Source organism: Nonomuraea sp. IBHARD001 (assembly GCF_056106265.1).
In genome coordinates this window covers 8574171-8599691 of the sequence record NZ_JBWBBW010000002.1, presented here as the reverse complement: position 1 = coordinate 8599691, position 25521 = coordinate 8574171, and the positions used below count along the sequence as shown (strand labels likewise).

The window sequence follows — 25521 nt, the reverse complement described above, 5'->3', positions numbered from 1 at the left end:
GGCTGAGCGCGGGCCGACATGCGGCCAACGCAGGACGGCTGAGCGAGAGCTCCAGAGTGGCCACGGCGCCGCGAAAGCGGCGCATCACCACTGACTGAGGAGTTCTGGATGCGAATGCTGGTGTGTTTCGGCCTGCTCGGCCTGGCGGTGCTGACCGGATGCGGTGCCGAACCGGCGCCGCCTGGCAGCACCGCGGGGACGGGCGCCTCCATGGACAAGACCAGGGAGCGCGAAAGCGTCATCGCCACCTGTATGAAACAGAAGGGCTTCACCTACGTCGCCTCGGTCCCCGCCCCGAGGAAGAAGGCGCCGGGCGGCACCGGCGACTACGCGGCGATGAAGGAGGCCAGGGCCAAGTACGGCTTCGGCGTCTTCTCCGAGTTCGTCTACCCCTCCCCGCGCCAGGCGCAGGCGCCAGACCCCAACCGGGCCACGATCGACGCTCTGCCCGAGGCCGAGCGGCTGGCCTACACCAAGACGATGAACACCTGCCGGGTCGACGCCCTGCGCAAGGTCAACGGGCTGAAGGTCACCTCGGTCGAGGACTACCAGGACCAGATGAGCAAGGCCATCGAGGGCATCGACAAGGAGCTCGACGGTCACAGCGACCTCGTCGCGCTCGCCGGGCCTTTCGCCGAGTGCCTGAAGTCCAAGGGCGAGCAGGTGCAGTCGGCCACACCGCTGGGGCTGAGCTACCGGGGCATGACGATCTGGGGCGGCAAGGCGGAGAAGCTCCTCAAGAACGGCAAGATCACGGCCGCGGTCGCCAGGCCGTACCTGGCCAAGGAGGTCACCTCGGCGCTGGCCGACCTGGAGTGCGGCAAGGACTTCTACGCCGCCTTCCTGCCGCTGAGCACCCGGCTGAACAACGAGGCCAGGGTGAAGTTCGGGTACAGCGAACAGTGATCGGCTCTCCCCGGCGCAGGCTGCTGCTCGTGCTGGCCGCGGTCCTGGTGGTGGCGGGGGCCGGGTGGGGGGTCAGCACGCAGCTGCGCTCGCCCGCCGACGAGGCCGCCGCGCGCAAGCCGCCCAGGCCGTCGCATGTCACGGTCGCGGTCGAGCGGCGTGAACTGGTCAGCACCGTCGTGGTCAGCGGTTCGCTGGAGTACGGCTCGCCGTACCCGGTGACGCTGGCCGGGGTGGTGGGCGGCGATGAGGCGGTCCAGCGGGCCACGCGGGCGCCGAAGAAGGGGACGCTCGCGTCCGGTGCGGTGCTGATGGAGGTGAACGGGCGGCCGGTGTTCGTCTTCCCCGGCAAGGTGCCCATGCATCGCACCCTGCTGCCCGGCGCCAAGGGCGAGGACGTCGGGCAGCTGCAGAAGGCGTTGCGCGCCCCCGTCACCCGGGTGTTCGACAAGGCGACGATCGAGGCGGTGACGCGCTTCTACGCCAAGCGGGACTACGAGGCGCAGCGGCCCGGCATCGAGGCCCGCCGCCAGTACGACGACCTGCGCCGAGCCGTGCAGACGGCACGCGAGACGCTCGCCGCCGAACGCAGGACACTGGAGCAGGGCATGGACGTCCTGCCGCTCAAGCTCAGACTGGCCGGGGCCAAGGCGGACCTGAAGCAGGCCCGCCAGGCCCTGGCCAAGGGCCGCACCGGCGGCGGCGAGGCCGAGGTCGAGGCCGCGCGCGCCGCGATCCGCGCGGCCGAGGAGCGGCTGCTCGCCGCCGAGCAGGAGCTCGCCCAGGCCAGGGCCACGCCAACCCCGGGCCCGTCGCCCACGCCCACGCCGTCGGCGGTCGACACCCGGCTGCTCGAACTCAGGATCGCCAACGCCCGGGCCGACCTGGAGGCCGCGCACGACGCACTCGACCGGGTGCTCGGCGAGACCGAGGCCGCGCGGGTCAAACGGCTGGAGGAGCTGAAGAAGGCGGTCAGGGTCGCCGAGGAGGCCGTCGCCACCGCGGAGCAGGCGCTCAGGCAGGCCAGACAGCTGTCGCCCACCCGGCTGAAGGTCGCGGGCGCCGAGAGCGACCTGGCCGCCGCGCGTGCGCTGCTGGCCGAGTTCTCCCGGACGTACGGCACCAGCATCCCGCCGGGGGAGATCGTCTTCCTGCCCAAGCTGCCGGTGCGGCTGCACAAGGTGAGCGTCAAGGCGGGGCAGCCGGTCGACAGGGCGGTCGCCACCGTGACCGGCTCGGCGTTCGTGGTCTCGGGATCGGTCGACGCCGAGGAGGCGGGGCGGTTGAAGGCCGGGTTCGAGGCGAGCATCGAGACCGAGGCGGGGCAGACCGTACCGGGCACGGTCACTGCGCTCGGCGGGCGAGACGCCAAGGGCGCGGTGCCGATCGTGATCACACCGTCGTCGATGAAGGGCCTGAGGAAGCTGGCCGGAGCGCCCGTCACCGTCCGGGTGACGATCGGCGCGACCGGTGGCGACGTGCTCGTCGTGCCCTCGGCCGCGATCGTCACGGCGGCCGACGGCCGGGCCAGGGTGCAGGTGGAGACCGCGCCCGACACGATCAAGGAGGTCGAGGTGCGCACCGGTCTGGCCGCGGACGGAGCCGTCGAGGTGAGCGGCGCGCTGAAGCCGGGCGACAGGGTGGTGGTCAACGGTGGATGAGCCCGTCATCGTGCTCGAAGGCCTGACCAAGCGCTTCCCCGGCGACCCGCCCTTCGTCGCGCTCGACGCCGTCGACCTGCGGGTGGAGCGGTCGGGGTACGTCGCCGTCGTCGGGCCTTCGGGCTCGGGCAAGTCCACCCTGCTGAACATGCTCGGCCTGCTGGACCGGCCGAGCGAAGGCAGCTACCGGATCGACGGCGTCGAGACCACCACGCTGAAGGACGGCGCGAGGACCGCCGTGCGCGGCAGCCGTATCGGCTTCGTCTTCCAGTCCTTCCACCTGCTGCCGCATCGCACCGTGCTGGAGAACGTCATGCTGGCCGAGGTCTACGGCTCGGCGCCACGCGCCCACAGACGCGACCGCGCGCTGGCCGCACTCGAACGCGTACGGCTGGCCCACCGCGTGGACTACGCGCCGGGCCGGCTGTCGGGCGGCGAGCGGCAGCGGGCGGCGATCGCCAGGGCGCTGATGGGCGAGCCCTCGCTGCTGCTGTGCGACGAACCGACGGGCAACCTGGACAGCAGGAACACCGACGCCGTGCTCGACCTGCTGGACGAGCTGCGCGCCCAGGGCATGACCATCGTGGTCATCACCCACGAGAACGAGGTGAGCGACCGGGCCGAACGCCGGGTGCGCATCACCGACGGCATCCTGGCTGAGGAGTGAAGCGGTGCATCCGCGCGACCTGCTGACCGAGGCGATGGCCGGGCTGCTGGCCAGACCCGCCCGCTCGGCCCTGACCACGCTGGGCACCGTGCTCGGCATCACGACGCTCGTGGTCACCCTGGGCGTCGCCGCGACGGCCGGGAACCAGATCGTCGGCCGTTTCGACGAGCTGACCGCCACCTCCGTCACCGTCGAGGTACCCGACCACCCCTCACCGCTGGTGCGCTGGGGCGATCTGGAACGCGTGAGCAGGCTGCGCGGGGTCGTCGCGGTGGCGGCGCTGGCGGAGTCCGAGCAGAGCACCAACCTCAGTGTCCGCGCCAACGACGTCGTGGATCCCACGAGGGTCACCGACCAGAGCCTGACCGTGGTCGCCACCAGTCCCGGCCTGCCCGCGGCCGTACGGGGCCGGATGGTCGAGGGCCGCTACTTCGACGCCGGTCACATCACCAGAGGCGACCGGGTCGTCGTGCTCGGCGGGCACGCGGCCAAGATGCTGGGCGTCACCGGGGTGGCGCGGGCGCCCGCCGTGTTCGTCGAAGGACAGGCCTACACCGTGATCGGCGTCCTCGGCGACCTCCAGCGGGAGAAGAGCCTGGCCAGCGCCGTCCTGCTGCCGCCGAGCGTCGGCAGGCGCTACGGGCTCAGCACCGTGAGCAGGGTCCTGGTCGGCACCGGGCTCGGCGCGGCCGACCTGGTCGCACGCCAGGCGCCGACCGCGCTGAGCCCCGGCAACGAGGGACTGCTGCAGGTGCTTTCGCCCGCCGGTCCGACCAGGGCGCGTGACGCCGTCGAGGGCGACGTCAACGCGTTGTTCCTGATACTCGGGCTGGTCTCGCTCGTCGTCGGGGCGGTCGGGATCGCCAACGTCACCCTGGTGACCGTGATGGAGCGGGTCGCCGAGATCGGCCTGCGCCGTGCGCTGGGCGCCGCCCGCAGGCACGTCGCCGGTCAGTTCCTGCTGGAGTCCACGCTCACCGGGCTGACCGGCGGCGTCATCGGCGCCTCCACGGGCATCGTGGTGATCGTCGGGGTCTGCGCGGCCAAACAGTGGACACCCGTGCTCGACGTACGGCTGGCCGTTCTCGCGCCGGTCGCGGGGGCGCTGGTGGGGTTGCTCGCGGGACTGTACCCGGCGTTGCGCGCGGCCAGGATGGAGCCGGTCGACGCGCTCCGGTAGGGGTGGGTCAGTAGTCCTCGCTCAGCGGTGCGCCGTCGGAGTCGACCAGCGTGCAGGGGGCGACAGGCCCGGCGGAGACCCTGGCCCAGATGCCGCCCACGACCAGCTCCAGGCCGTCGCCCTGCTTCGGCGCGCCCCTGTAGGCGCCGATGCTGAACATCAGCACACCCGTCTGGCCGGGTGCGATGACCGAGGGGTCGATCCTGAAGGACGGCTCCGTCATGTCGGGCGTGGCGGGGAAGACGGACAGGCGGGCCTGCTCCTTGGGCACCCAGGCGTCGCTGCGGGGCTTCGGGCTGCACTGCTTGCCGTACGGGACGTAGTCGACCTCGATGGCGTAGCCCATGGCGCGCAGGTCGCGCTCCAGGCCTTCGGCGTTCCTCGCGTCGTGGAAGGTGATGTCGATCGTGCCGTCGGGGTTGCGGGCCACGGCGTAGGCGGGTGTGCCCGGGCCGAGCAGGATCGGCAGGGCCACGGCCGCCGCCACGGCCAGGCCCAGTGCGGGCGCGAGGATGGCGGTGCGGGTCAGGCGTCGCTTCGGTGGGCGTTGGATCTCGGTCATCACGAACTCCCTGAGTTGCCGATGCCGGTCCGCCGGGAGATCACGTTCGTCGGGGATGTACACGGGTGTCCTCCTTCGCGGGCCGGGCCGCGTGGTCGCGGTCACCTCTTTCCTGTCCGCCGGTCCGCTCCGGTTCCGCCGCCGCCAGCTTCCTTCGCGCCCTGGACAACCGGGACCGTACGGTGCCGACGGGCACGCCCAGGGCCTCGGCCGCCTCCGCGTAGCCGAGGCCGGACAGCACGCACAGTGCGAACACGTCCTGCTCCTGCCTGCGCAGCGAGCCGTAGGCCGTGCGCAGGGCGGCCAGCCGTTCGGCGTCGTCGAGGCGGGCGGCCACCTCGTCGGCGAAGTCCGGCACGCCTTCGGCCTTCGGCATCCTGGCCAGGGCGTTGTCGTAGCGTCTGGCCGCCCTGCGCGTGTTGCGTGCCACCTGGGTGGCGATGGCCAGCAGCCAGGGTCTGAGCGAGCCGCCCTCCGGGTCCAGGCGTCCGCGCAGCCGCCACGCTTCGAGGAAGGTCAGCGACATCACGTCTTCGGCGTTCGCCCAGTCGCCGGTCAGGCGGAAGGCGTGGTTGCAGACCGCTCGGGCGCACGCGTCGAACAGCTGGGCGAACGCGTCGGCGTCGCCGTCCCGTATCCGGGTCCGCAGGGTCGTGTCCACACCCTTCTCCTGTCCGGGGCGTGGGGCCGGGTTCCGGGTCCGTGCCCGCGCATGCGAAGGCCTCCGGCCCGATGGGGGGACGGAGGCCTCGGCGTCAGGAAGGTCAGTCGGTGCCGAACTCCATGGCGGCCAGGTCGAGCAGCTCGTCGTCGTCCGGCTTGCCCCGGGAGGCGATGGCCTCGGCGCCGCCTTCGGGCATGGCGCCGATCAGGCCGGTCGCCGCCGCCTGGGCCGCGCCGATCATCGGCTGCGGGCTGCCGAGCATGCCGACGCCGACGTACTGCTCCAGCTTGGCGCGGGAGTCGGCGATGTCGAGGTTGCGCATGGTCAGCTGGCCGATGCGGTCGACCGGGCCGAACGCGGAGTCCTCGGTGCGCTCCATGGACAGCTTGTCCGGGTGGTAGCTGAAGGCCGGGCCGGTCGTCTCCAGGATGGAGTAGTCCTCGCCGCGCCGCAGCCTGAGCGTCACCTCGCCGGTGACGGCCGTGCCGACCCAGCGCTGCAGCGACTCCCGCAGCATGAGCGCCTGCGGGTCGAGCCAGCGGCCTTCGTACATCAACCGGCCGAGGCGGCGGCCCTCGTTGTGGTAGCTGGCGACCGTGTCCTCGTTGTGGATGGCGTTGACCAGCCGCTCGTAGGCGGCGTGCAGCAGGGCCATGCCGGGCGCCTCGTAGATGCCGCGGCTCTTGGCCTCGATGATGCGGTTCTCGATCTGGTCGGACATGCCCAGGCCGTGCCTGCCGCCGATGTGGTTGGCCTCGAGGACCAGGTCGACGGCGGAGGAGAAGGTCTTGCCGTTGATGGTGACCGGCCTGCCCTGCTCGAAGCCGATCGTGACGTCCTCGGGGGAGATCTCCACGATCGGGTCCCAGAAGCGCACGCCCATGATCGGCTCGACCAGCTCGATGCCGACGTCGAGGTGCTCAAGGGCCTTGGCCTCGTGGGTGGCGCCCCAGATGTTGGCGTCGGTGGAGTAGGCCTTCTCGGTGCTGTCGCGGTAGGGCAGGTCGCGGGCGAGCAGCCACTCCGACATCTCCTTGCGCCCGCCGAGCTCGCTGACGAAATCGGCGTCGAGCCACGGCTTGTAGATGCGCAGGGAGGGGTTGGCCAGCAGGCCGTAGCGGTAGAACCGCTCGATGTCGTTGCCCTTGAAGGTGGAGCCGTCGCCCCAGATCTGCACGCCGTCGTCGAGCATCGCGCGCACCAGGAGGGTGCCGGTCACGGCCCGGCCGAGCGGGGTGGTGTTGAAGTAGGCCCGGCCTCCCGAGCGGATGTGGAAGGCGCCGCAGGCCAGTGCGGCCAGGCCCTCCTCCACGAGCGCCGCCTTGCAGTCGACCAGCCGGGCGACCTCGGCGCCGTAGGCCGACGCCCGTCCGGGCACCGAGGCGATGTCGGGCTCGTCGTACTGCCCGATGTCGGCGGTGTAGGTGCAGGGCACCGCCCCCTTCTCGCGCATCCACGCGACGGCCACGGAGGTGTCGAGCCCTCCGGAGAAGGCGATTCCGACGAGCTGACCTACAGGCAGGGAGGTGAGTACCTTGGACATGCGTATAGATTTGCACAAGAGCGCATGTTCATGCCATCTCTTCTCAGTAATTGGACAAGGAGATGGCCCGGCGGTGAGTGCCGCCGGGCCATGGGCGGTTCAGCTCAGCGCCGAGCCGCGCCTGCGCACCCTGACGGTGACCAGGCCGGTGGTGGCTACGGCCGCGAGACCGAGGCCGAGGTAGAGCCCGGCTCCCGAGGCGAGCGGGATCGGGTTCGGCTCCTCCAGCGTGGCCGGGCCGCACTGGGCGGAGCTGACGATGAGGTCGCCGACGCCGCTGAGCGCCTTGACGTGGATGGCGTTGACGGTGAGCTTGCCCGCCGAGACGATCTGCTCGTTCAGGATGATCTCGATCACGGCCGGCAGCGGTGACGGCGGGATGCGGACCGTGGTGTTGGGCGCCGGGTTGGCGGCCAGCGTGACGGTGCCCGCGCGGGCGTTGCCGAGTGTGGCCGAGCCGGTGGTCGCCGAGCCCGAGGTGGCGCTGCAGGTGGCCACCACACTGTCGGCGGTGATGCCGATGCTGAGCAGGGCGGCGTTGAGGTCGGCCACGGAGGCGCGTGCGGTCTCGGTGCCGGCCGCGGTGTCCTGCGTGACGGTCGCGGTGACGGCGCCCGCGCCCACGGTGTTGGCGCCGCCGCCTCCCGAGACGCTGGCCACGGTGGCGTTGCGGTCGGCGAGCGTGGCGACCGGTGTGGGACCGACCGTCGCGCCCACCAGCGTGGCCTGAATGCCGAAGGCGCGCACATCGGTGCTGGCCGCGGCCCGCCCGGTGATCATGAGCAGGCAGGCGCTGCTCACCACTGCCAGCGTGAGCGCCCTCTTGGGCAGAATTCTCATCCATTCTCCAGCGTGCTTAGACGTTATGTCGGACGATCGCCGAGGTTATGTCTGGAGGGGATTGACAACGCTGCATATTTAAGCGTTACTCACCCCCTGGAGTGACTAACAGTTGCTTAATCACTCCAGGGGGTGAGTGTCATTTCGAAGCGGCGGATTTGACAGGACTACATTGTTGAGCGGGCCGTACGCGATCGGAGCCTAATGCCGGATTTGGCAGGATAGGCGGAAAGGAGATTCATTTGCTTTCCAGCGCAAAGGTGACAACAAGGGAATGCCGTGTCGTCATCGTGGATGAATCCAAACTTACTCATATCGCCCTGCGAGCCATCTTCGAGACGAACGGCTACTTCAAGGTCGCCGCCTCGGCGACATCGGTGGTCGAGGCGCGCAACGCCGTGCTCCAGCAGCGTCCTGACGTGCTCCTGTGCGAGTCCAGCATCGCGGGCGAGAGCGGGTTAGAGCTGTGCGGCTGGGTGAAGCTGTTCAGCCCCGAGACCGTTCCCGTGGTGCTGAGCGCCACCAACAACGAGATTCTCGCCGCTTCGGCCATCAGGGCCGGGGCCGCGGGGTACCTGCTCAAGATCTCGCCGCCCGAGGACCTGCTGTTCTACCTGCAGGGCGTGCTGGCGGGGCAGATGGTGATCGACGAGAGGGTCTCGGCCGCGGTCTGGAACGACAGCGGCTTCCAGAGCGCGGGAGTGCGCTTCGGCCTCAGCCCCCGCGAGTCCGAGGTGCTCAAGGAGGTCCTGCTCGGCCTGGACAACCGCTCGATCGCGGCCAGGCTGTGCATCTCCAACGACACCGTCAAGAGCCACGTCAAAGCGATCTTGCGTAAGACCGGCGCCCGCGACCGCGCGCACGCCATCGCGGTGGCGCTCGGCCGCAGCCAGGCGGGTGTGGCCCAGACACGCCGTTCGCGCTGAGCGGCCGGACCCGGGCGACGACAACAGGAGAAGGGGGCAAGTGACGATGACCCGACAGCATGTGGCTGTGGTGGTGGGCACCAGACCCGAGGCGATCAAGCTCGGCGTGGTGGTCGAGGCGTTGCGCGCCACCTCGTGGGCGCACGTCACGGTGCTCGGCACCGGCCAGCACGGGACGGTCGTCGACGAGGTGCTGGCGCTGTTCGAGGCGGCCGTGCACCACAGGGTGCCCGGCGGCGGGCAGGAGCGCCCGCAGGCGTTGTCCGCACTGGCCGGATCGCTGCTGACCGGCATGGGGGAGCAGTTGCAGCGCCTCGGGCCCGACCTGGTGCTCGTCCAGGGCGACACCACCTCGGCCCTGGCGGGCGCGATGGCCGGGCACCTGGCGCACATCCCGGTGGCCCACCTGGAGGCGGGCCTGCGCAGCTACCGGGCCGATCCGTTTCCCGAAGAGGCCAACAGGCGCCTGATCGCACCGCTCGCCGACCTGCATCTGGCCCCCACACGGGAGGCCAGGGACAACCTTCTCGGCGAGCGGATCGCACCGGGCAAGGTGGTACTCACCGGCAACACGGTCGTCGACGCGCTGATGCGCATGGCCGCCAAGGGCAGAGCGGCCAAGGGCAGGGCCGTACGGAGCGGGGGCAGGCCCCTGGTGGTCGTCACCGCGCACCGCCGCGAGTCGTGGGGCGAGCCCATGCACCGCATCGCCCGCGTCGTGACCCGGCTGGCCAAGGCCTGGCCCGGCGTGGACATCATGGTGGCCACGCACATGAACCCGGCCGTGCGCGCGATCTTCGAGCAGCACACGCGGGGCCTGGAGAACATCGAGTGCGCACCGCCGATGGCCTACCCGCGGTTCGTGCACGCGCTGATGCGGGCCACGCTGGTGATCACCGACTCGGGCGGCGTCCAGGAGGAGGCGGCCAGCCTCGGCCTGCCGATGCTCGTCATGCGCGAGTCGACCGAACGGCCGGAGGCGCTCGACAGCCCGCACGTCCACCTGGTCGGTACCGACGAGGAGCTGATCTTCAAGAGCGCCTCCGTCATCCTCGACCACGCCCGAGGCCCGAGGGTCAGACGGCCGCGGCCGTGCGTGTTCGGCGACGGCAGGGCGGCCGAGCGCACCGCGCGGGCCTGTGGCTGGCTGCTCGGCGTCAACGCCAGACCGCGTGACTTTCACCCGCCGGGGTGAAGTGAGGGTGTCGCGCCACCCCGATATCGGCCCGTGCGTGTGACGCTCGGGAAATGACGTTCAACTGGATGAGGTGCTGATGTACGGAGGCAGTTCCAAACTCCCGCTCACCGGATTGCCGGTCATGCTGCTGGTGGCGATGGCCGCGGCATTGATCATCGGCGGGATGCTCATAGTCCGCACGGTGCGGCTCAGAAAGTTGGCGTAATACTCCGACGCTCCTGACAAAGAAGGGACCCGGGCACTCGGCCCGGGTCCCTTCAGTAATGGTGAATTACTTTCGCGCTTCTCAGGACTCCCTGGCCACCGGGCGTCCCGGCAGGTGGATCTCGCTGTTGCGCCGGGTCTTGGCCCACCCGCTGCGCCCGCGCACGATGCGGAAGGCGGCACGCCACGAGGTCAGATAGAAGTTGTAGATGTAGACCGAGTAGGCGAGGCCGTACCCCAGGCTGCGCGCCAGGCCGGTCTCCGGCTCGCACTTCCACCAGTACAACGGCCCCCACACCAGGAACGGCGCGATGCCGAACGAGGCGTAGGTGGCGAACAGGATCCACCCGCCGCCCGCCAGCCAGCCCGCCATGCCCGACGGATCGCCCACGACGCGTACCACGAGGTAGATCAGCGGGATCGGATAGATGAGCGTGCCCATGAGCTGCAGCCACGGCTGCGACAGGTAGTAGAGCACCTCCAGCGCGCCGAGCCCGCTGAAGTGCTTGGAGCGCCAGACCTCGGGCAGGTACTTCGCGCATTGCATCGTGCCCTGCCCCCACCGCGTGCGCTGGGTGATCAGCCGCCTGAAGGAGGCCAGGCCCTCCTGCTCCACCCACGTGTCGGGCGTGTACTCGTTACGCTCGCCCGCCAGCAGCAGCTGGATGCCGAGCTCGAAGTCCTCGAGCAGCGACCCGCCCCACGGCGTCCGGTCCCCGCCCGCCAGCTTGTCCAGCGCGCTCAGCCTCGACAGCTGCCCGTTGCCGCCCATCGCGACCGTGCCGCTGCGGCGCCTGCTCAGCTGGATGGCCGAGATCGCGCCGCGGAACTCCAGGTCCTGCATCCTGACCAGCGTGCGCCCGAACAGGTTGCGCACCCTGCCACGCCCCGGGTACGGCTGCCGCTCGGCCCGGTTGACCATCCACACGTCGACCTGCACCGCGCCGATCGACGCGTCGGCGAACAGCCGGGGCCCCGCGCACACGGCGAGCATGTTGGGCGCGGGCCGCCCGTCGCCGTCGAGCACGCACACGACCTCACGGGTACGGTCGGCCCCCTCGCCCAGCCAGTCGTCGAGCGCGGCGTACGCGGTGTTGAGCGCGTCGCCCTTGCCGGTGCGTGCCTGCGGCCGGTGGCGGCGCAGCAGGTGGATCATGTCGTCCGACGAGGCCATCGCCGCCACGATCGCGGCGGTGTCGTCGTCGGAGGCGTCGTCGACCACCCAGACACGGGCGGCGGGGAAGGTGGTCCTCAGGTACACCAGCGTCTGGCCGATGACCGCCGCCTCGTCCCGGCACGGGATGAAGAAATGCCATCCGAACGCGCCGGGATCGCCCGCCGGGTCCGGCCGCTGCCGTACGTAGGGCCGCAGGATCGTCAGCACGTAGGTGAGGAACATGACGCTGAGGAACAGCGCGAACGCCTGCGTCAGACCGAGCGCGTAACCGAAGGGGCCGATCATGCCCGGACCCCCGCGACCCTGCGGCGCGCGCCGCCCTTGCCGATGGCCAGCACCGCGTAGGCGATCAGGGCGGCGCCGATGCCCACGATGCTGATGACCGAGCCGACCATCGTGTGCCCCCAGTAGTAGCCGGGCTCGAAGCCCATGCCCTTGATCAGGATGACGACGGCCAGGATGCGTGCCTGGTTGGTCGCCAGCAGCAGCACGGTCGCCACGGCCAGGGCGACGAACGGCCACACGCTCACCTGGCGGCGCAGCCATACCAGCAGGCCGGTGACGATGAGCAGCGGCAGGACGAGGAAGGCCGAGGTGCACTCAGGTGTGATCTTCAGCCCGATCGGCGAGCCGGTCTCCAGATTGAAGGAGACGATGGCGAGGAAGGGATTGACCCCGGTTTCGGTACGGGCGCCGATGGAGACGATGTCACTGGCGACCAGCGCCTCCCAGGCCCGCACGTGCTGCTCGGCCCCCAGCACGAAACCGGTGGCGGCGGCCAGCACGGCCAGCAGCAGGATGTGGATGGCTCGGCGTTGGGTCAGAGCGGGGCGGGCACGAGCGGTCATGCGTCCTCCGAGACGGCGATCCGTGATGGCTGCCACGCAACGTAGCGGCGGCCCGCGGCGTCCGGCGCGCGGCGGAAGCGGCGTTCACCCCGTGGGGGGAGGCCCGCGCGTGTCCCCCGGACGCGGTCGCGAGCGCGCACTAACGTTCGGCGACGTCTTCTCAACCCGGGGGTTCGGATGTCGTCACGTCGCATGCTCGGCTGCGCGCTGGTCGCTTTGACGGCCGCCTGCACCACACAGGCGCAGGCCGGAGGCACGCTGCCACGCGCCGGTGCGATGGAGGAGGCGGCCATGGCGGTCGGCTCCTGCCATCGGATGGCGCAGCCGGAGGAGCTGTACACCGGCAGCGACACCGCACCGGCCGTGCCCTGCACCGAACCGCACCAGAGCGAGACCTACCTGCTGGCCCGCCTCACCGGCCCGCTGGCCGCCCTGCGCGAGCGGCCGGGCCCCGAACAGCTGTCCCCGGCCGTGGCCAAGGCCTGCGACTACCGCCCGGTCAGGCCGTACCTGGGAGCGGGCGCACTCGACAGCCAGTGGGGGCTGGCCATCTGGGGGAGGTACCCCACGCGTGCGCAGTGGGCGGCGGGCGATCGGCGGGTGCGGTGCGACCTGCTGGCGCCCACGCTGAAGGCGGCCCAGGGGCCGAGCATCGCGGCGCCGCTGCGCTCGATCATGCGCCGCCCCGGCTCCGCCGTCGTACGCCGATGCCGCTACGCCGCCATGGACACCGTCTGCGCACGCCCGCACGACCGCGAATGGGTCGAGCCACCCGTCCGCCTGCCTTCCGGCCTCGACGCGGCCGATGCGAACGCCCTCGTGCGACGTCAGTGCGAGAGCAACGCCAAGGCCTACACCGGCGGATCGCTGAACGGCCTGCGCGTGACGTTCGACCGGGTCACGGCGCACACGCGCGAGGCCGGGTGCTGGCTGCGGCACGCCGACGGCGCCGTCACCACGACGACCCTGCGCGGACGTGACCTGTGAGGCTCACCCCGCGGGCGGTCGCGCTCGCCACCGGCCTCACCTGGAGCGCCGTCCTGCTCGTCCGCCTGTTCGCGGGAGGCGTCGTCGGCCTGGCCGACCAGGGAGACGGCAAACGCCTGCTGTGCACGCTCGGCGCCGCCAACGACCGCCCCTGGAACGCCCACCTGTGGCGCCACATCTACACCACCTGGTCACCGCACACCTGGTACGGCGAGACCTGCGGCGCCGACGGCTCGGGGGAGAGCTACCGCTCCAGCGAACTGCTCCTGCTCGCGGCGGCCAAGCTCGTCAACGGGCCGCTCGGCCTGCCGGGCGTCGTGGACACGCGGGCGCTCGGCGTCGTGTGCGCGCTGCTGGCCGGGGTGATCTGCGGCCTGCTCGTCCTCGTCCTGCCCGGACGCCTGGCGGTGCGCGCGGGCGTGGCGAGCGCGGTCGGTCTCGCCTATGCCGACGCCGCCTTCGCCGGGTACTTCGTCTCGCCCTACGCCGAACCCGCCGCACTGCTCGGGCTCGGCGCCCTGGCGGTCGCCCTGCTGCTGCTCTGGCGGGGCGAGCGCAGCACGGTGCCCAGGTTGCTGCTGGTCGCGGCGGCCTCGGCATTCGTGATCGGGGCGAAGATCCAGATGATCTCGTTCGCCGTTCCCGTGGTGTTCGCCCTGCTGTGGTTGCCGCACAGGGGCTCGGCCGGATGGCTGCCCCGGCTGCACCGCTGGGCGCGGCCGGTCGTGCGCAGGGCTCCGGCCCTGGCGGTGGCCGTGCTGCTCGCGGTCGCCTCCGGGTACAACCTGAGCCTGCAGCCCGAACGTCAGCACGAGGTCGCCACCTATGACGTGGTCTTCTCCTCGCTGCTGTACGACAACCCGGCGGCGGCGAGCGACCTGGCCGACCTCGGGCTCGACCCCGCTCTGGCCAAGGCGGCGGGCACGGCGATCACCAGCAAGGGATCGGTCGCCTTCGGGCCAGGCTACGCCGCGTTCAAGGAGCGGGTGACGCCGCAGCGGCTGGTGTGGTTCTACCTGACCCATCCCGGGCACGCGTTGCGCACGTTCGGCTGGGGGCTTGAGGGGGTGGCGCTCCTGCGTCCCGACTACCTGGGCTCCTACCCGCCGGACGCCGGGCGGGCGCCGGGGGAGCGGGAGAACAGGGTCGCCGTCTACAGCTTCCTGTGGGGTGTGTTCAAGGGGGCGCCCGCCCTGCTGGTCGTGGTGTGGCTCGCCCTGTTCGCCGCCGGGATCGCGGCGTTGCGCCGGGGCGTCGGCGCGGCCGAGGGAGCCGTCGCACGGCTGGCCGTCGTCGTGCCGGTGATGGTCTGGGCGCAGTTCACCCTGGTCCTGCTGGGCGAAGGGCGGGTCGAGGTGACCAGGCACATGAGCGTCGTGTGCTTCCTGACCGCACTGTGCCTGCCGCTGCTGGCCCTGACGCTCGCCGCATGCGTCAGGGGCGCCAGGCCGACACCTCGCTGGCGGGACGCGCCCGGTATGCCGGTCGTCGAGGAGCCGGTCCGGCTGGGATAGGAAGGTGTGGCCGTCAGGTCTGCGCGGGTGGCGCACCGCCCGAGATCGCGCGGGCGGTGCGCGCCTACCAGGCGTGGCCCGGCTAGGAGTCGGTCGCGGGAGCGCGTACCCCGATGCGCTGGGCGCCCGCGAGAGTCTGGGCGCCCAGCGCGCTCTCCAGCTGCTCCCAGCGTGAGACGAGGTCGGCGAGCATCGTCATCATCACGTCGGGGAAGGCGCACAGGAACGTGCGGTAGCGGTGCTGGTCCAGGTGGTAGATCGTGACGTCGTCCACCGCCGTCACGGTCATCGTCCTGGCGTTGTAGAACAGGTCGTGGCTGCCGAGCACCGCGCCGGCACCCAGCGTGACGCGCTCGTAGATACCGCCGAAGTCGACGTCCACCTGGCCGTCGGCCACCAGGAACAGGCCGCGCGCGGTGTCGTCCTCACGGCACACGCTCTCGCCCGCGACGAAGGTCAGCTCGTCGAACATCGAGGCCAGCGTCTCCAGCTCGGCGTCGACCAGCAGCTCGAACAGCCGCACACCGTAGGGGTCGGCGGCCGAGCGCAGGCAGGCGGCGCGCCGTCCGAGCTCGTCCTCGTCGATGTGGCTGATCCGCATCCGGGCGAAGCGCCGCATCCGGTCGATGTCGCGCTGCTGGCGGCGTGAGGTCTCGGTCGAGGGCGGGCTGTAGAGGGAGGTGTCGCCGCTGATCCTCGCGGCCTCGCGCAGGCCCGACTCGTAGGCGCTGTGCACGCAGCCCCAGTGGTAGCTGTTGGTCGCCTCCCCGGCGAAGAACAGCCGTCCCGCGACCGGCTCGGCCAGCGTGTCGAGGTCCTTGGGCGAGGCGTCGACGCCGATGCAGGCGTAGGAGCCCCTGGCGAAGGGGTCGGAGGACCAGGCCGTACGGGAGATGTGCTCGGGGGCCGGGGCGTCGGGGCCGAACATGTCGCCGACGACGGTGGCGGCGTAGGCGGCCACGCGCTCGTCGCTCCAGCTCTCCGCCTCCCTGCCCAGGGAGGCGCCCAGCAGCATGACCAGGATCGGCTTGCCGTGCGACTTCCACATGTTGATGAGCACGGTGGGGTAGCGGTCGGTGTCGCGGCACAGGTAGCCGAAGACGTACTGGTCGTCGGGCCAGAAGCGGTCGCCGAAGTGCAGTGCGATCTTGTTGAGGGTGCCGAAGCCGAGCCTGGCCACGGCCGTGCGCTTGGCCTCGGGCAGCGGCGGCTCGAAGCGCACCGTGCCCGCCTTCAGGACGCCGAGCGGCAGCGTCACCAGCACCTTGTCGGCCTCGAACGTGCCCTGGTCGGTCGTGACCCGCACCGGGCCGGTGTCGCCGCCGAGGTCGACGGCGGTGACGACCTGGCCGAGTTCGATCGTCAGGCCGTCGGCGAGCGCGGACACCAGCGAGCCGTAGCCGTGCTGCAGGACGCAGTCGCCCTGGCCGTAGATGAGGTAGCCCTCTTCCCAGTGCTTGAACGACAGCCGGGACGCGTCCTCGGCGACGTCCTCGCGCACGATGATGTTGAGGTGGTAGCGGACCGCCTGCTCGTCGTCCGGACCGAGGTCGCGGGCGGCGAGCACCTGGGCGATCGCCTCGCCGAGCGGCAGGTCGGGATGGCCGAGCCGTCTGGCCAGTCCCGCCCGCTGCTCCACCTCGTGCAGCACCTCGTCGGCCAGTTCGAGGGTGCGGCCCTTGGCGCTCTGGCTGGTGAGCCGCCGGTCGGCGCCGAACAGGTGCAGGCTGTCGAAACCGCCGGTGTAGGAGCTGTTGCCGCCCACATAGCTGTAGGGGATCTCCAGCTCCTCGACCAGGGCGGTGATCGGATTGCCCTCGGTCCCGTGTATCCAGTGCGCGCCCAGGTCGACGCCTTGGTCGTCGGTCCAGATCCGCCCGCCGATCCGCTCGCGCGCCTCCAGGATCGTGACCGTGTGTCCTCGTTGCCTGAGCGCCCGCCCGGCCGCCAGCCCCGCCACCCCCGCCCCGATGATCAGCACTCGCTCGCCGGAGACCTGCTGGGGGGTGGGTAGGTCCACTGCGGCGCCTCTCTGCCTGACCGGACACGCTAGGTGGCAGATATTAGCATTCAGTAGTAAGTGCAGGTAGGGCGGTGTTTTATTGGCATTTGGCGGGGTTTGTAGATCTTCGGAGGGTTCTCCTACCGGCTGACCGGCGTCCTGGTGCCCTGTGTCACGACGCGCAGGCCGTACTCGATCGGTCCGTAGCGGTGTGCGCGCATCCACCAGGAGCTCAGCCCGAGCAGCACCACGTAGACGAGCACGGCCACGCCCATCACCGCGACCGGCGACAGCTGCCCGGCCAGGGCGAGGCCGTACCCGGTGAAGACCAGGGCGATCAGCACGGACTGCCCGATGTAGTTGGACGCCGAAGCCCGTCCGGCGGGCCCGAGCACGTCGACGAGCACCGGGAAACGGCGCAACGCCGCGAGCAGGGTGAGGACGAAGGCGACCGAGAGGAAGGGCGAGGTCACGGTGTTGACGGCCAGGCCGTACAGGGCGACCTCGTCGGGGCGGCCCGATGACCAGGCGAAGAACACCGCGCCGGGCAGTCCTACGAGGTAACAGACCCACAGCAGCCTCGGCGCCAGATGTGCCCAGCGCTCACGCTGCTCCAGCAGCCGGACCCGGCCCGCCGCCAGTCCGAACAGGAAGCAGGCCAGTGCGGTCGGCCCTTGGAAGGCCCAGACGAACAGTGCGTACGGCACATAGCTCTCGGCCTGGAAGGTGAGGAAGCCGAGCGGCCCGTCGGTGACGAGCCGGGTGGCCCGGGCCCCCGCGGCCGGGTCGGCGACGGCCATCGCACCGGCGGCCGGGTCCAGCGAGGACAGCAGCCCGAGCCCCGCCCACAGCAGGGCGAGCACGCCGAGTACGGAGCAGCCGACGACGACGGCGGTACGCGTCCTGACGTTGCGCATCAGCAGCAGCACCAGCCCGAGCACGGCATACAGCGTGAGGATCTCGCCGAACCACAGGAAGAACCCGTGCGCCACCCCCAGCACGAACAGCGCCAGACACCGCCTGACCATCCGCCCGCGCACCTCCTCCGGCCTCCACGAGCGCATCTGGAGCGTGAAGGAGTACCCGAACAGGAAGGAGAAGATCACATAGAACTTGGTCAGCACCAGCGTACTGACGGCGAACCCGACCGGCTCGTCCACCGGCGGCAGCGCCCCGACCGCCGCATGGGACGGATCGGCCAGATACCCGATATTGGCCAGCAGAATGCCCAGCAGCGCGAAGGCGCGGATGGCATCGATCTCACGAACTCTCGACATGAAGGGCAGCGTACTATCTGGCAGAGATATCTGACAGATATATGGCGAAGGCCGCTATCCCACCGGCTCGGCGCACAGCCCCGGCATCGACGGCCCGCCGACAGGGGCGACCTCGTCTCCGCCGTCGTCCGGCGCAACTTCGGCTGACCTCCCCCGCGACGTAACCGCATCCTGGCACCAAGGTCACTGGAGCACCCCCGTACGGCGTGCCAGCATCGGGGTTCTGCCGACGGAGGGTGTTCCGGATGGACGAGGAGTTCTACGACGATCCGCACACGCGTTACGCCGAGTGGCGTGGGGCGGCTCCGGTGCAGTGGCTGGCCGATGCGCCGGGTGGGACTCCGGGCTGGTTGATCACGGGCTATGCCGAAGGGCGTACGGCTCTGGCGGATCCGGCGTTGTCCAAGGCCAATGCGAACGTCGAGGCGGTGCTGGCCAAGCACGGCGCCCGTGCGCTGATCAGTGGGGCCTGGCTCACCCAGAACATGATCAACTCCGATCCGCCCGACCACACCAGGCTGCGCAGGCTCGCGGTCAAGGCGTTCACCCCGAAGGCGATCGAGGCGCTGCGGCCCAGGATCGCGCGGATCGCCGATGACCTGCTCGACGCGCTCGCCGCCCGGAGCCGGGCGGGCGGCGGCGTCGCCGATCTCGTCGAGGGGTTCGCCGCGCCGCTGCCGATCACGGTGATCTGCGAGATCCTCGGCATCGCGAGCGGCGAACGCGGCGACTTCCAGGCCTGGACCGACACGCTCATCGGCCATGCGCCGCCGCAGGAGAAGGCGGCGGCGTCGGCCTCGATGGTCGCCTTCCTGACCGCGCTGGTCGCGGCCAAGCGCACCGACCCGGGCCAGGACATGCTCTCGACCCTCGTCCACGCCCGCGACCAGGGCGACGCACTCACCGAGCGTGAGCTGATCTCCACGGCGTTCCTGCTGCTGGTGGCCGGGTACGAGACGACCGTCAACCTCATCGGCAACGGCGTGAGCGCCCTGCTCGACCACCCGGAGCAGCTCGCCGCCCTGCGCGCCGACCCCGCGCTGATCCCCGGCGCGGTCGAGGAGTTCCTTCGCTACGACGGGCCGGTCAGTCAGGCCAGCCTGCGGGTGACGACCGAGGCCGTGGTGTACGGCGGCACCGAGATCCCGGCCGGCGAGATCGTCCAGGTGTCGCTGACCGCCGTCAACCGCGACCCCGAGCGGTTCGCCTCGCCCGACGTTCTGGACGTCAGGCGTGTCCCGGCCGGGCATCTGGCGTTCGGGCACGGGATACACCACTGCCTGGGCGCGCCGCTGGCCCGGATGGAGGCGGAGATCGCCTTCACGGCGCTGCTGGCGAGGTTCTCGTCGATCTCGCGACCGCCGGGGGAGAAGGCGTCCGTCTGGTTGCGCAGTGATCGCATCAGGGGGGTGCGGGCGTTGCGGCTCGCGCTGGAGGAGGCGGCCGACTGATCTTTTCCGCGTTCCCGGGATACGCTTGCGGGGTATTCCATACGCGGCGAGAGCGGGAACGATGTCGCATTCCTGGCGCGGCTGGTGTCTGCTCCGTCCCGGGCTCCTGCTGTACGGCGGCACGGTGGGCAGCAACGGGCTGCACGCCCATCACGCCGTCCAGATGATCGTCTCGGGAGAGCCGTTCACCATGGCGGACGGGGGTGGGGAGCGGCTGACCACGCGGGTGGCGGTGGTGCCGCCGGACGTCCGGCACACGGTGCTGGCCGGGGCGCGGGAGGCGCTGCTCGTCCATCTGGATCCGCGCAGCTCGCCGGGGCTGGCCCTGCTCGCGCGTTCCGGTGCGGGGGTAGCGGCGTCGAGCTGGGGGCTGGCGCACGTGCCGCAGGACGCGGTCGGCCCGGTTCGGCCGCTCATGTTCGCCGAGCCGCCGGTCGGGCATGCGCGCTCGGGCGAGGCGGCGCTCGCACTGCGCCGGGTCGAGGCGTGGACGGGAGGGCGGCAGGGAGCCGAGGCCGCACCGCTCCCCGATGCGGTGCGGAGTGCGGTCGCCGTGATTCCGGGGCTGCTGCCGCGTGGCCCGGTGCGGCTGCCCGTGGTGGCCGCCGCCGTACACCTGTCGCCGAGCAGGCTGGCGCATCTGTTCGGCGCGCACGTGGGCATCCCGCTGCGGCCGTACGTACGGTGGTTGCGGCTGCGGACGGCGATCGGGCTGGTGGCCTCGGGCCAGACGCTGACGAGTGCGGCGCACGGCGCCGGGTTCACCGACGGGCCGCACTTCACCAGGGTCTTCCGTGCCACCTTCGGCAACCGGCCTTCGGAGCTGGCCGCCGCGATCGACTGGGTGCCCTGAGCCGGGCTACCGCAGCTCGCGCTTGAGGATCTTGCCGGTCGCCGTCATCGGCAGGCTCGACCGCAGCTCGACCGTACGCGGGTACTTGTAGGCCGCCATGTTCTCCTTGCTCCAGGTGACCAGCTCGTCCTCACTCACCGTCGAGCCGGGCACCGGGATGACATACGCCTTGATCTCCTCGCCGTGCGAGGCGTGCGGCACGCCGACGACCGCCACCAGCGACACCGCCGGATGCGTCATCAGCACCTCCTCCACCTCACGCGGATAGACGTTGAAACCACCCCTGATGATCATGTCCTTCGTCCGGTCGATGATCGCGTAGTAGCCGTCGGCGTCCCTCGTGGCGACGTCCCCCGTACGGAACCAGCCGTCGCGCAGGACCTCGTCGGTGGCCTCCGGGCGGCCGTAGTACCCCTTCATGACGTTGTGGCCGCGAATGGCGATCTCGCCAGGGCCCTCGCCCTCGATGGTGTTCCAGTCGTCGTCGACCAGGCGCATCCGCACGCCCCACACCGGGAAGCCGATCGTGCCCGGCTTGGTGGGACGGCCGAGCTGGTTGAAGCTGGCCACCGGCGAGGTCTCCGACAGGCCGTACCCCTCCAGGATCGGGACGTCGAACGTCGCCTCGAAGTCCTTGAGCACCTCGACCGGGCACGAGGCGCCGCCCGCCACCGCCACCCGGAGCGTCGAAGGCGTCTCGGCCCCGTCGCCGTGGATCTTCGCCAGCAGCGCCCAGAACATCGTCGGCACCCCCGCGAACATCGTCACGCTCTCCTTGCGCATGAGCTCGAGCGCCTCGCCCGCCTCGAAGCGCGGCTGCAGCACGATGGTGGCGCGGCGGCGCAGGCTGACGTTCATGACCGCGGTCTGGCCGAAGGAGTGGAACAGCGGCAGTACGGCCAGCGAGACGTCGCCCTCCGGATCGGCGGGGAACATCTGGTCGGCGACGATCGTGTTGGTCACCATGTTCGCGTGGGTCAGCTCGGCGCCCTTCGGCTGTCCGGTCGTGCCCGAGGTGTAGAGGATGGCCGCCACGTCGTCAGGCTCGGTCCGTGCCGTCTCGAACTCGCCGGGCAGGCCGTCGATCGCCGCCCAGAACGACTCGCCGTGCTCCGACTCGATCGCCAGCGCCGTGGCGGGAAGCACGATGAGGTGCTCGCATCCATCGGACTCGTCGAATGCCGCCCGCCCCCGCGCACCCATGGGCAGCTCCTGCGAGCCTTCGAAACAGAACAGCGCCTTGGCGTCGCTGTCGTGCAGGTGATAGGCGATCTCGCGCGTCTGCAGCAACACGTTCAGCGGTACGACCGTCGCACCCGCCTTGAGAATGCCGAAGTACACGAACGGGAAGTACGGCACGTTCGGACAGAGCAACGCCACCTTGTCCCCCCGCCCGATGCCCCGCTCGACCAGCAGATGCGCCACCTGATTGGCGATGGAGTCGACCAGCGCGTACGACAGCCGCATGTCCCCGAAGACCAGGGCGGCCCGGTCCGGCACATGATGAGCACTGTCCTCGAGCACGACCGCCAGATTCAGCACCGCGACCCTCCCCTTCACCACCCATGCGCGAGCCACCAGGATGCGCCGCACCCGGCCTGGTCGGCTTGTACGAACGTGCCGACTTCGGATGGCTACGAACCCCAGTGCAGAACCCAGAACGTCGTGGACGGCACGCCCAGGGTGGCCAGCAGCCGCCGGGGGCGGCCCGCGGTGTCGACGATCTCTACCCTGGCGGGGCTGGTACGGGCGTCGTACAGCATGAGGTGGTCGGCGTTGAACCAGCCCCACAGGGCGACCTTCTCCGGCAGGGCGAACCTGGAGACGACACGTCCGCCGCCGACCACGCACACCGCACGCGCGGGGCCAGCGCACTCGCCGACGACGCCCGAGGCGCGGAAGTAGGCCGTCTTCAGGTCGGGAATCGCCCGCACGAGTTTTCCCGCCTCGTCGTAGACGCGCACGGGGGAGGCGTCGCCGAGCAGGTACACCTGCGACGGCGAAGCCCAGTAGAACAGGGGAGTGGCCGTGGTGGCACCGGGGATCTCCACATATGTCGTGGTCCGCGATGCGACATCGACGACGGCGAAACCACGCGTGCGCTTCCTGTCGTGGACGGTCAGCAGGATCTTCCGCCCGTCGTTCGACCAGGACGGCCGCCTGACGGCGAGAGGGAGCTCCACGGTCGGGATCATGGTCGCCGCCGTCGACCCCCTGGCGGTGAGCTGGACATCGTTGAACCCTTCGACCTGCGTGTACCCGGCGGAGTTGTAGACCGAGGCGACCCACCGGCCGTCCGGCGACACGACAGGCTCGCGGTAGTCGGGCAGCCGCTCGAACCGGTCGCTCCCGGCCGCCCGTACGAAACCGGGCGAGAGCAGCAGGTCCTGCTGGACCACGAACGAGGTCAGCTTGACCGGGTCGTGCGGGCTCTCGTGCAGCGTGGCCGACAGCTCCGGGACCTTGATCTGGCGCACGTCCGCCGGAGGAGGCCCGCTCACCGCGAGGCTCACCGAAGGGGCGGGAGCCGCGTCACCGGGCGCCGGTCCACGCGGGACGAAGAGCGCGAGCAGGACGGCCGCGGCGGCGACACCGGCGGTCACCTGCACGGGACGCCTGCGCCACCACCGGGCCCCGCGCCCCGCCGCCACGGCCGTACCTCTGGCCAGGTCGGCGTTGCGGATCGGCGCGTCCTGCGGATGACCGAGCAGACGCAGCAGGACCCGACCGGCGCGTGGCCGCTCGGCGGGATCCTTGGCCAGACAGGCGGCGACCAGCTCCCGCAGCTCGCCGTCGAGGCCGTCGCCGAGCTCAGGCTCCTCGTTCAGCAGCCGATACACGATCGCCGGGACCGAGTCCTGCCCGAAAGGCGGCCTGCCGGAGGAGGCGAAGACGATCGTGGCCGCCCACGAGAACAGGTCGGCGGGAAAGTCGGGCTGCCGCCCCTCGAACTGCTCGGGCGCCATGTACGCCGGAGTGCCCAGAACCCCGGTGAGCGTCGGCTCGGTACGGGCGACCGCGGCGATGCCGAAGTCGATGACCCGCGGCCCCTCCCGGCTGAGCAGGACGTTGGCGGGCTTGAGATCGCGGTGCACGACTCCCGCACGATGGATCGCGGCCAGTGCGGTGATCGTCGCCACCGCCACCCGCCGCAGCTCACGCCCGGCCAGCGGCCCACGCTGCCGCACCGCCTGCTGCAGGGTCGGCCCGTCGATGAACTCACTCACGATGTACGGCACGCCGTGCTCGTCGCGCCCGGCGCCGAGCACCTGGGCGGCGCAGAACGACGCCACGCCGGGCAGCACCCTGGCCTCCCTGAGGAAGAGCTCGGCCAGCTGCGGATGGCCCGCGACGCTCCTCATCACCTTGATCGCGACCGGTCTGCCGTCCGGCGCCTCGCCCCGGTACACGACGCCCTGACCGCCGACGCCGAGCTCGCCGGTGACGAGGTAGCCGTTGACGCGCTCCGGCCTCACGGCGCCCTGCTGAACAGCAGCTCGGCGAACCCGTCCTCGGGCAGGGCGAGGTCGGCCAGCTTGCGCACGGTCCTGCCGGTGAGGTCGACGACCACGATCTCGTACCGGTCCTTGGTCGCACGCAGGCCCCGGATCAGGTGGTTCTCGTCGTACCAGGAGTAGATCGCGCCCGGCTCGTCGAAGACGAGGCTGGCCGCGCGGTTGCCCGTGTGCGTCTCCCACACGCAGACGGCGTAGCCCTTGCCGCAGCCGGTCGTGAAGAAGCGGCGTTCCGAAGGCGAGTAGATGTGCTCGCCCGCGACCCGGCCCACCCAGTGCATGGTCCGGACCGACCTGCCGTCCAGGCTGACGAAACGGATGCCCTCGCCGCTCTCCACGGTCGTGTAGCCGCTGGTGACGCTCCGGCCGCCCGGCCCCCAGCGAAAGCCCCACCCGAGCCGTTCGGCGGCGGGTTTGGCCAGCAGCTTGTCCAGCTCGTCGGGCTTCATCGTGTGCACGACCGTCGTCGTGCGGCGTGCCACGTCGACGATGAGGAAGCCCTTGACGTAGAGGGTGTCGGGCTCGCCCTTGCGGGCCAGCAGGGTGAGCAGCAGTCTGCGGCTGTCGAGCGCCCACTGCGGGTCGACCACCCACTCCGGCGCGGTGACGGTGGGGATGACGACCTTCTCACCGGTGGCCCGGTCGGTGAAGGCGAGGTCGAGGCGTGGCCTGGCGAAGAAGTGCAGCTGGTCGACCGACACCTCCCAGCGGCCGTCCGGGGACAGGGCGGCGCTGTGGTTGGCCTCGCCCGCGAGCCGGAAGGCGGGTGCGCCGGGCTGACGCAGGTACGTCGCGTCCTTCCTGCCGCCTCTGACGGCGTAGGAGGTGAGCAGCACCGGGTCCGAGGCCTGCTCGTACAGCACTCCGGCGCCGTCGGGCAGGACGACCTCGCCGGTGCGCCGGAGCATGGCGATCGGCTTGGCGGCGGCCGGGAGCGAGGCGGCGACAGGGGTGGACGATGGGGCGGGCACACGGGCGAGTGCGTAGCCCACTGTGCCGGTGACCAGGACGATCGCCAGCGCCGCCGCGCCGAACACCAGGGCACGGCCACGCCGTGGCTGCGGCTCGGGCAGGTCCGGGATCGCCGTCTCCAGCGCGCCCGAGTGCCCGAGCAGGCGTAACAGCGCCTCCTCGGCCGCCGGTCGTTCGCCCGGGTCCTCGGCCAGGCAGTCGGCGACCACCTCACGCAGCACCCCGGCCATCGGCCCGAGGTCGGCGGCGCCGTACCGTTCGCGTGCGGTGCTCAGCCCGAAGGGGGCGCGGCCGGACACGGCGAAGGCCAGCGCCGCGGCCCAGGCGAACATGTCGTCGGCGGGCGTCGCCGGGGTCCGGTAGCCGATCGTGGCCTCCGGGTCTGGCGCGCGAGTGAAGCGGGGGCCGTCGGCGGTCATGGCGATCGTCGCCGGGCTCACCTCGCCGTGTACGCGTCCGGCGCGGTGCAGGGGGGCGAGTTCGGTGAGCAGGGCGACGGCCAGCCGGTGCACGGCGTCCTGGGCCAGAGGGCCGCGCTCGGCCACCTGGTCGGCGAGAGTGGGCGACATACCGC

Annotated in this window: 21 protein-coding genes; 10 read left to right on the top strand and 11 right to left on the bottom strand. The window is 71.1% G+C overall.

Annotated features, from left to right (window positions below; all coding sequences use genetic code 11):
* Positions 1-108: 108 nt before the first annotated feature.
* From ACTWNK_RS40630 to ACTWNK_RS40615, 4 genes are read left to right on the top strand one after another with little or no spacing between them, the layout of a single operon-like run.
* Positions 109-906 (top strand): hypothetical protein, encoded by a 798-nt coding sequence (locus ACTWNK_RS40630; RefSeq protein ID WP_474310281.1) that lies wholly within the window; start codon positions 109-111, stop codon positions 904-906.
* Positions 903-2567, top strand: a complete 1665-nt coding sequence (locus tag ACTWNK_RS40625) for an efflux RND transporter periplasmic adaptor subunit (protein ID WP_474310280.1) — start codon at positions 903-905, stop codon at positions 2565-2567. The genes ACTWNK_RS40630 and ACTWNK_RS40625 overlap by 4 nt, the downstream gene beginning before the upstream one ends.
* Positions 2560-3234, top strand: coding sequence for an ABC transporter ATP-binding protein (locus tag ACTWNK_RS40620; RefSeq protein ID WP_474310279.1), 675 nt, complete (start codon positions 2560-2562; stop codon positions 3232-3234). The genes ACTWNK_RS40625 and ACTWNK_RS40620 overlap by 8 nt, the downstream gene beginning before the upstream one ends.
* A 4-nt stretch (positions 3235-3238) precedes the next feature.
* The gene (locus ACTWNK_RS40615; protein ID WP_474310278.1) at positions 3239-4414 is read left to right on the top strand and encodes an ABC transporter permease; all 1176 of its coding nucleotides are present in this window, start codon (positions 3239-3241) and stop codon (positions 4412-4414) included.
* A gap of 7 nt (positions 4415-4421) precedes the next feature.
* Here ACTWNK_RS40615 and ACTWNK_RS40610 read toward each other — a convergent pair whose 3' ends face one another.
* The 4 genes from ACTWNK_RS40610 to ACTWNK_RS40595 all read right to left on the bottom strand — a co-directional run bounded on the left by ACTWNK_RS40610 (position 4422) and on the right by ACTWNK_RS40595 (position 8023).
* Positions 4422-4976, bottom strand: coding sequence for a hypothetical protein (locus tag ACTWNK_RS40610; RefSeq protein ID WP_474310276.1), 555 nt, complete (start codon positions 4974-4976; stop codon positions 4422-4424).
* Positions 4977-5016: 40 nt separating this feature from the next.
* A complete protein-coding gene (locus ACTWNK_RS40605; protein ID WP_474310273.1) occupies positions 5017-5637 on the bottom strand; it encodes an RNA polymerase sigma factor in 621 nt (206 codons plus the stop codon).
* Positions 5638-5740: 103 nt separating this feature from the next.
* Positions 5741-7183: an argininosuccinate synthase gene (gene argG / locus ACTWNK_RS40600; RefSeq protein WP_474310271.1), complete on the bottom strand. Its 1443-nt coding sequence runs from the start codon at positions 7181-7183 to the stop codon at positions 5741-5743.
* Positions 7184-7282: 99 nt separating this feature from the next.
* A complete protein-coding gene (locus ACTWNK_RS40595) occupies positions 7283-8023 on the bottom strand; it encodes a choice-of-anchor P family protein (protein WP_474310269.1) in 741 nt (246 codons plus the stop codon).
* 290 nt (positions 8024-8313) lie between these two features.
* On the opposite strand from ACTWNK_RS40595, the gene ACTWNK_RS40590 reads away from it, so the two are divergent.
* Together ACTWNK_RS40590 and wecB are read left to right on the top strand one after the other, a co-directional pair.
* On the top strand, positions 8314-8949 hold the full coding sequence (locus ACTWNK_RS40590; RefSeq protein WP_474310267.1) for a LuxR C-terminal-related transcriptional regulator: 636 nt from the start codon (positions 8314-8316) through the stop codon (positions 8947-8949).
* A gap of 46 nt (positions 8950-8995) precedes the next feature.
* Positions 8996-10144, top strand: a complete 1149-nt coding sequence (gene wecB / locus ACTWNK_RS40585; RefSeq protein WP_474310266.1) for a non-hydrolyzing UDP-N-acetylglucosamine 2-epimerase — start codon at positions 8996-8998, stop codon at positions 10142-10144.
* Positions 10145-10433: 289 nt separating this feature from the next.
* On the opposite strand, the gene ACTWNK_RS40580 is transcribed toward wecB, so the two are convergent.
* Together ACTWNK_RS40580 and ACTWNK_RS40575 are read right to left on the bottom strand one after the other, a co-directional pair.
* Complete coding sequence (locus tag ACTWNK_RS40580; RefSeq protein WP_474310264.1) at positions 10434-11813, bottom strand: glycosyltransferase; 1380 nt, start codon at positions 11811-11813, stop codon at positions 10434-10436.
* Positions 11810-12376 carry a hypothetical protein gene (locus ACTWNK_RS40575; protein ID WP_474310262.1) on the bottom strand — a complete coding sequence of 189 codons (567 nt, stop codon included), beginning with the start codon at positions 12374-12376 and terminating at the stop codon, positions 11810-11812. Before ACTWNK_RS40575 ends, ACTWNK_RS40580 begins: the two co-directional genes overlap by 4 nt.
* Positions 12377-12553: 177 nt before the next feature.
* Between ACTWNK_RS40575 and ACTWNK_RS40570 the strand changes: the two genes are divergently transcribed.
* Both ACTWNK_RS40570 and wsfD read left to right on the top strand, forming a co-directional pair.
* Entirely contained in the window at positions 12554-13363 is an 810-nt protein-coding gene (locus ACTWNK_RS40570; RefSeq protein WP_474310261.1) for a septum formation family protein, read from the top strand.
* On the top strand, positions 13360-14877 hold the full coding sequence (gene wsfD / locus ACTWNK_RS40565; RefSeq protein ID WP_474310260.1) for a glycan biosynthesis hexose transferase WsfD: 1518 nt from the start codon (positions 13360-13362) through the stop codon (positions 14875-14877). The genes ACTWNK_RS40570 and wsfD overlap by 4 nt, the downstream gene beginning before the upstream one ends.
* Positions 14878-14959: 82 nt before the next feature.
* On the opposite strand, the gene ACTWNK_RS40560 is transcribed toward wsfD, so the two are convergent.
* Together ACTWNK_RS40560 and ACTWNK_RS40555 are read right to left on the bottom strand one after the other, a co-directional pair.
* Entirely contained in the window at positions 14960-16897 is a 1938-nt protein-coding gene (locus ACTWNK_RS40560; protein WP_474310259.1) for an FAD-dependent oxidoreductase, read from the bottom strand.
* A 122-nt stretch (positions 16898-17019) separates the two neighbouring features.
* Complete coding sequence (locus ACTWNK_RS40555; RefSeq protein WP_474310258.1) at positions 17020-18156, bottom strand: DUF418 domain-containing protein; 1137 nt, start codon at positions 18154-18156, stop codon at positions 17020-17022.
* A gap of 245 nt (positions 18157-18401) precedes the next feature.
* On the opposite strand from ACTWNK_RS40555, the gene ACTWNK_RS40550 reads away from it, so the two are divergent.
* Both ACTWNK_RS40550 and ACTWNK_RS40545 read left to right on the top strand, forming a co-directional pair.
* Entirely contained in the window at positions 18402-19607 is a 1206-nt protein-coding gene (locus ACTWNK_RS40550) for a cytochrome P450 family protein (protein ID WP_474310257.1), read from the top strand.
* Positions 19608-19668: 61 nt separating this feature from the next.
* Complete coding sequence (locus ACTWNK_RS40545; protein ID WP_474310256.1) at positions 19669-20460, top strand: helix-turn-helix transcriptional regulator; 792 nt, start codon at positions 19669-19671, stop codon at positions 20458-20460.
* Between the two features lie 6 nt (positions 20461-20466).
* Here ACTWNK_RS40545 and ACTWNK_RS40540 read toward each other — a convergent pair whose 3' ends face one another.
* The 3 genes from ACTWNK_RS40540 to ACTWNK_RS40530 form a co-directional block, all read right to left on the bottom strand.
* Positions 20467-22002 (bottom strand): long-chain-fatty-acid--CoA ligase, encoded by a 1536-nt coding sequence (locus tag ACTWNK_RS40540; protein ID WP_474310255.1) that lies wholly within the window; start codon positions 22000-22002, stop codon positions 20467-20469.
* Positions 22003-22094: 92 nt separating this feature from the next.
* Positions 22095-23936 carry a serine/threonine-protein kinase gene (locus ACTWNK_RS40535; RefSeq protein WP_474310254.1) on the bottom strand — a complete coding sequence of 614 codons (1842 nt, stop codon included), beginning with the start codon at positions 23934-23936 and terminating at the stop codon, positions 22095-22097.
* Positions 23933-25516: a serine/threonine-protein kinase gene (locus ACTWNK_RS40530; protein WP_474310253.1), complete on the bottom strand. Its 1584-nt coding sequence runs from the start codon at positions 25514-25516 to the stop codon at positions 23933-23935. The genes ACTWNK_RS40535 and ACTWNK_RS40530 overlap by 4 nt, the downstream gene beginning before the upstream one ends.
* Between the last annotated feature and the right edge of the window lie 5 nt (positions 25517-25521).

Bases quoted from the DNA above. Each gene is read 5' to 3' on its own strand.
- ACTWNK_RS40630 (WP_474310281.1), top strand. From the start codon at position 109: ATGCGAATGCTGGTGTGTTTCGGCCTGCTCGGCCTGGCGGTGCTGACC.
- ACTWNK_RS40610 (WP_474310276.1), bottom strand. From the start codon at position 4,976: ATGACCGAGATCCAACGCCCACCGAAGCGACGCCTGACCCGCACCGCC.
- argG (WP_474310271.1), bottom strand. From the start codon at position 7,183: ATGTCCAAGGTACTCACCTCCCTGCCTGTAGGTCAGCTCGTCGGAATC.
- ACTWNK_RS40595 (WP_474310269.1), bottom strand. From the start codon at position 8,023: ATGAGAATTCTGCCCAAGAGGGCGCTCACGCTGGCAGTGGTGAGCAGC.
- wecB (WP_474310266.1), top strand. From the start codon at position 8,996: ATGACCCGACAGCATGTGGCTGTGGTGGTGGGCACCAGACCCGAGGCG.
- ACTWNK_RS40580 (WP_474310264.1), bottom strand. From the start codon at position 11,813: ATGATCGGCCCCTTCGGTTACGCGCTCGGTCTGACGCAGGCGTTCGCG.
- ACTWNK_RS40575 (WP_474310262.1), bottom strand. From the start codon at position 12,376: ATGACCGCTCGTGCCCGCCCCGCTCTGACCCAACGCCGAGCCATCCAC.
- ACTWNK_RS40570 (WP_474310261.1), top strand. From the start codon at position 12,554: ATGTCGTCACGTCGCATGCTCGGCTGCGCGCTGGTCGCTTTGACGGCC.
- ACTWNK_RS40555 (WP_474310258.1), bottom strand. From the start codon at position 18,156: ATGTCGAGAGTTCGTGAGATCGATGCCATCCGCGCCTTCGCGCTGCTG.
- ACTWNK_RS40550 (WP_474310257.1), top strand. From the start codon at position 18,402: ATGGACGAGGAGTTCTACGACGATCCGCACACGCGTTACGCCGAGTGG.
- ACTWNK_RS40545 (WP_474310256.1), top strand. From the start codon at position 19,669: ATGTCGCATTCCTGGCGCGGCTGGTGTCTGCTCCGTCCCGGGCTCCTG.
- ACTWNK_RS40530 (WP_474310253.1), bottom strand. From the start codon at position 25,516: ATGTCGCCCACTCTCGCCGACCAGGTGGCCGAGCGCGGCCCTCTGGCC.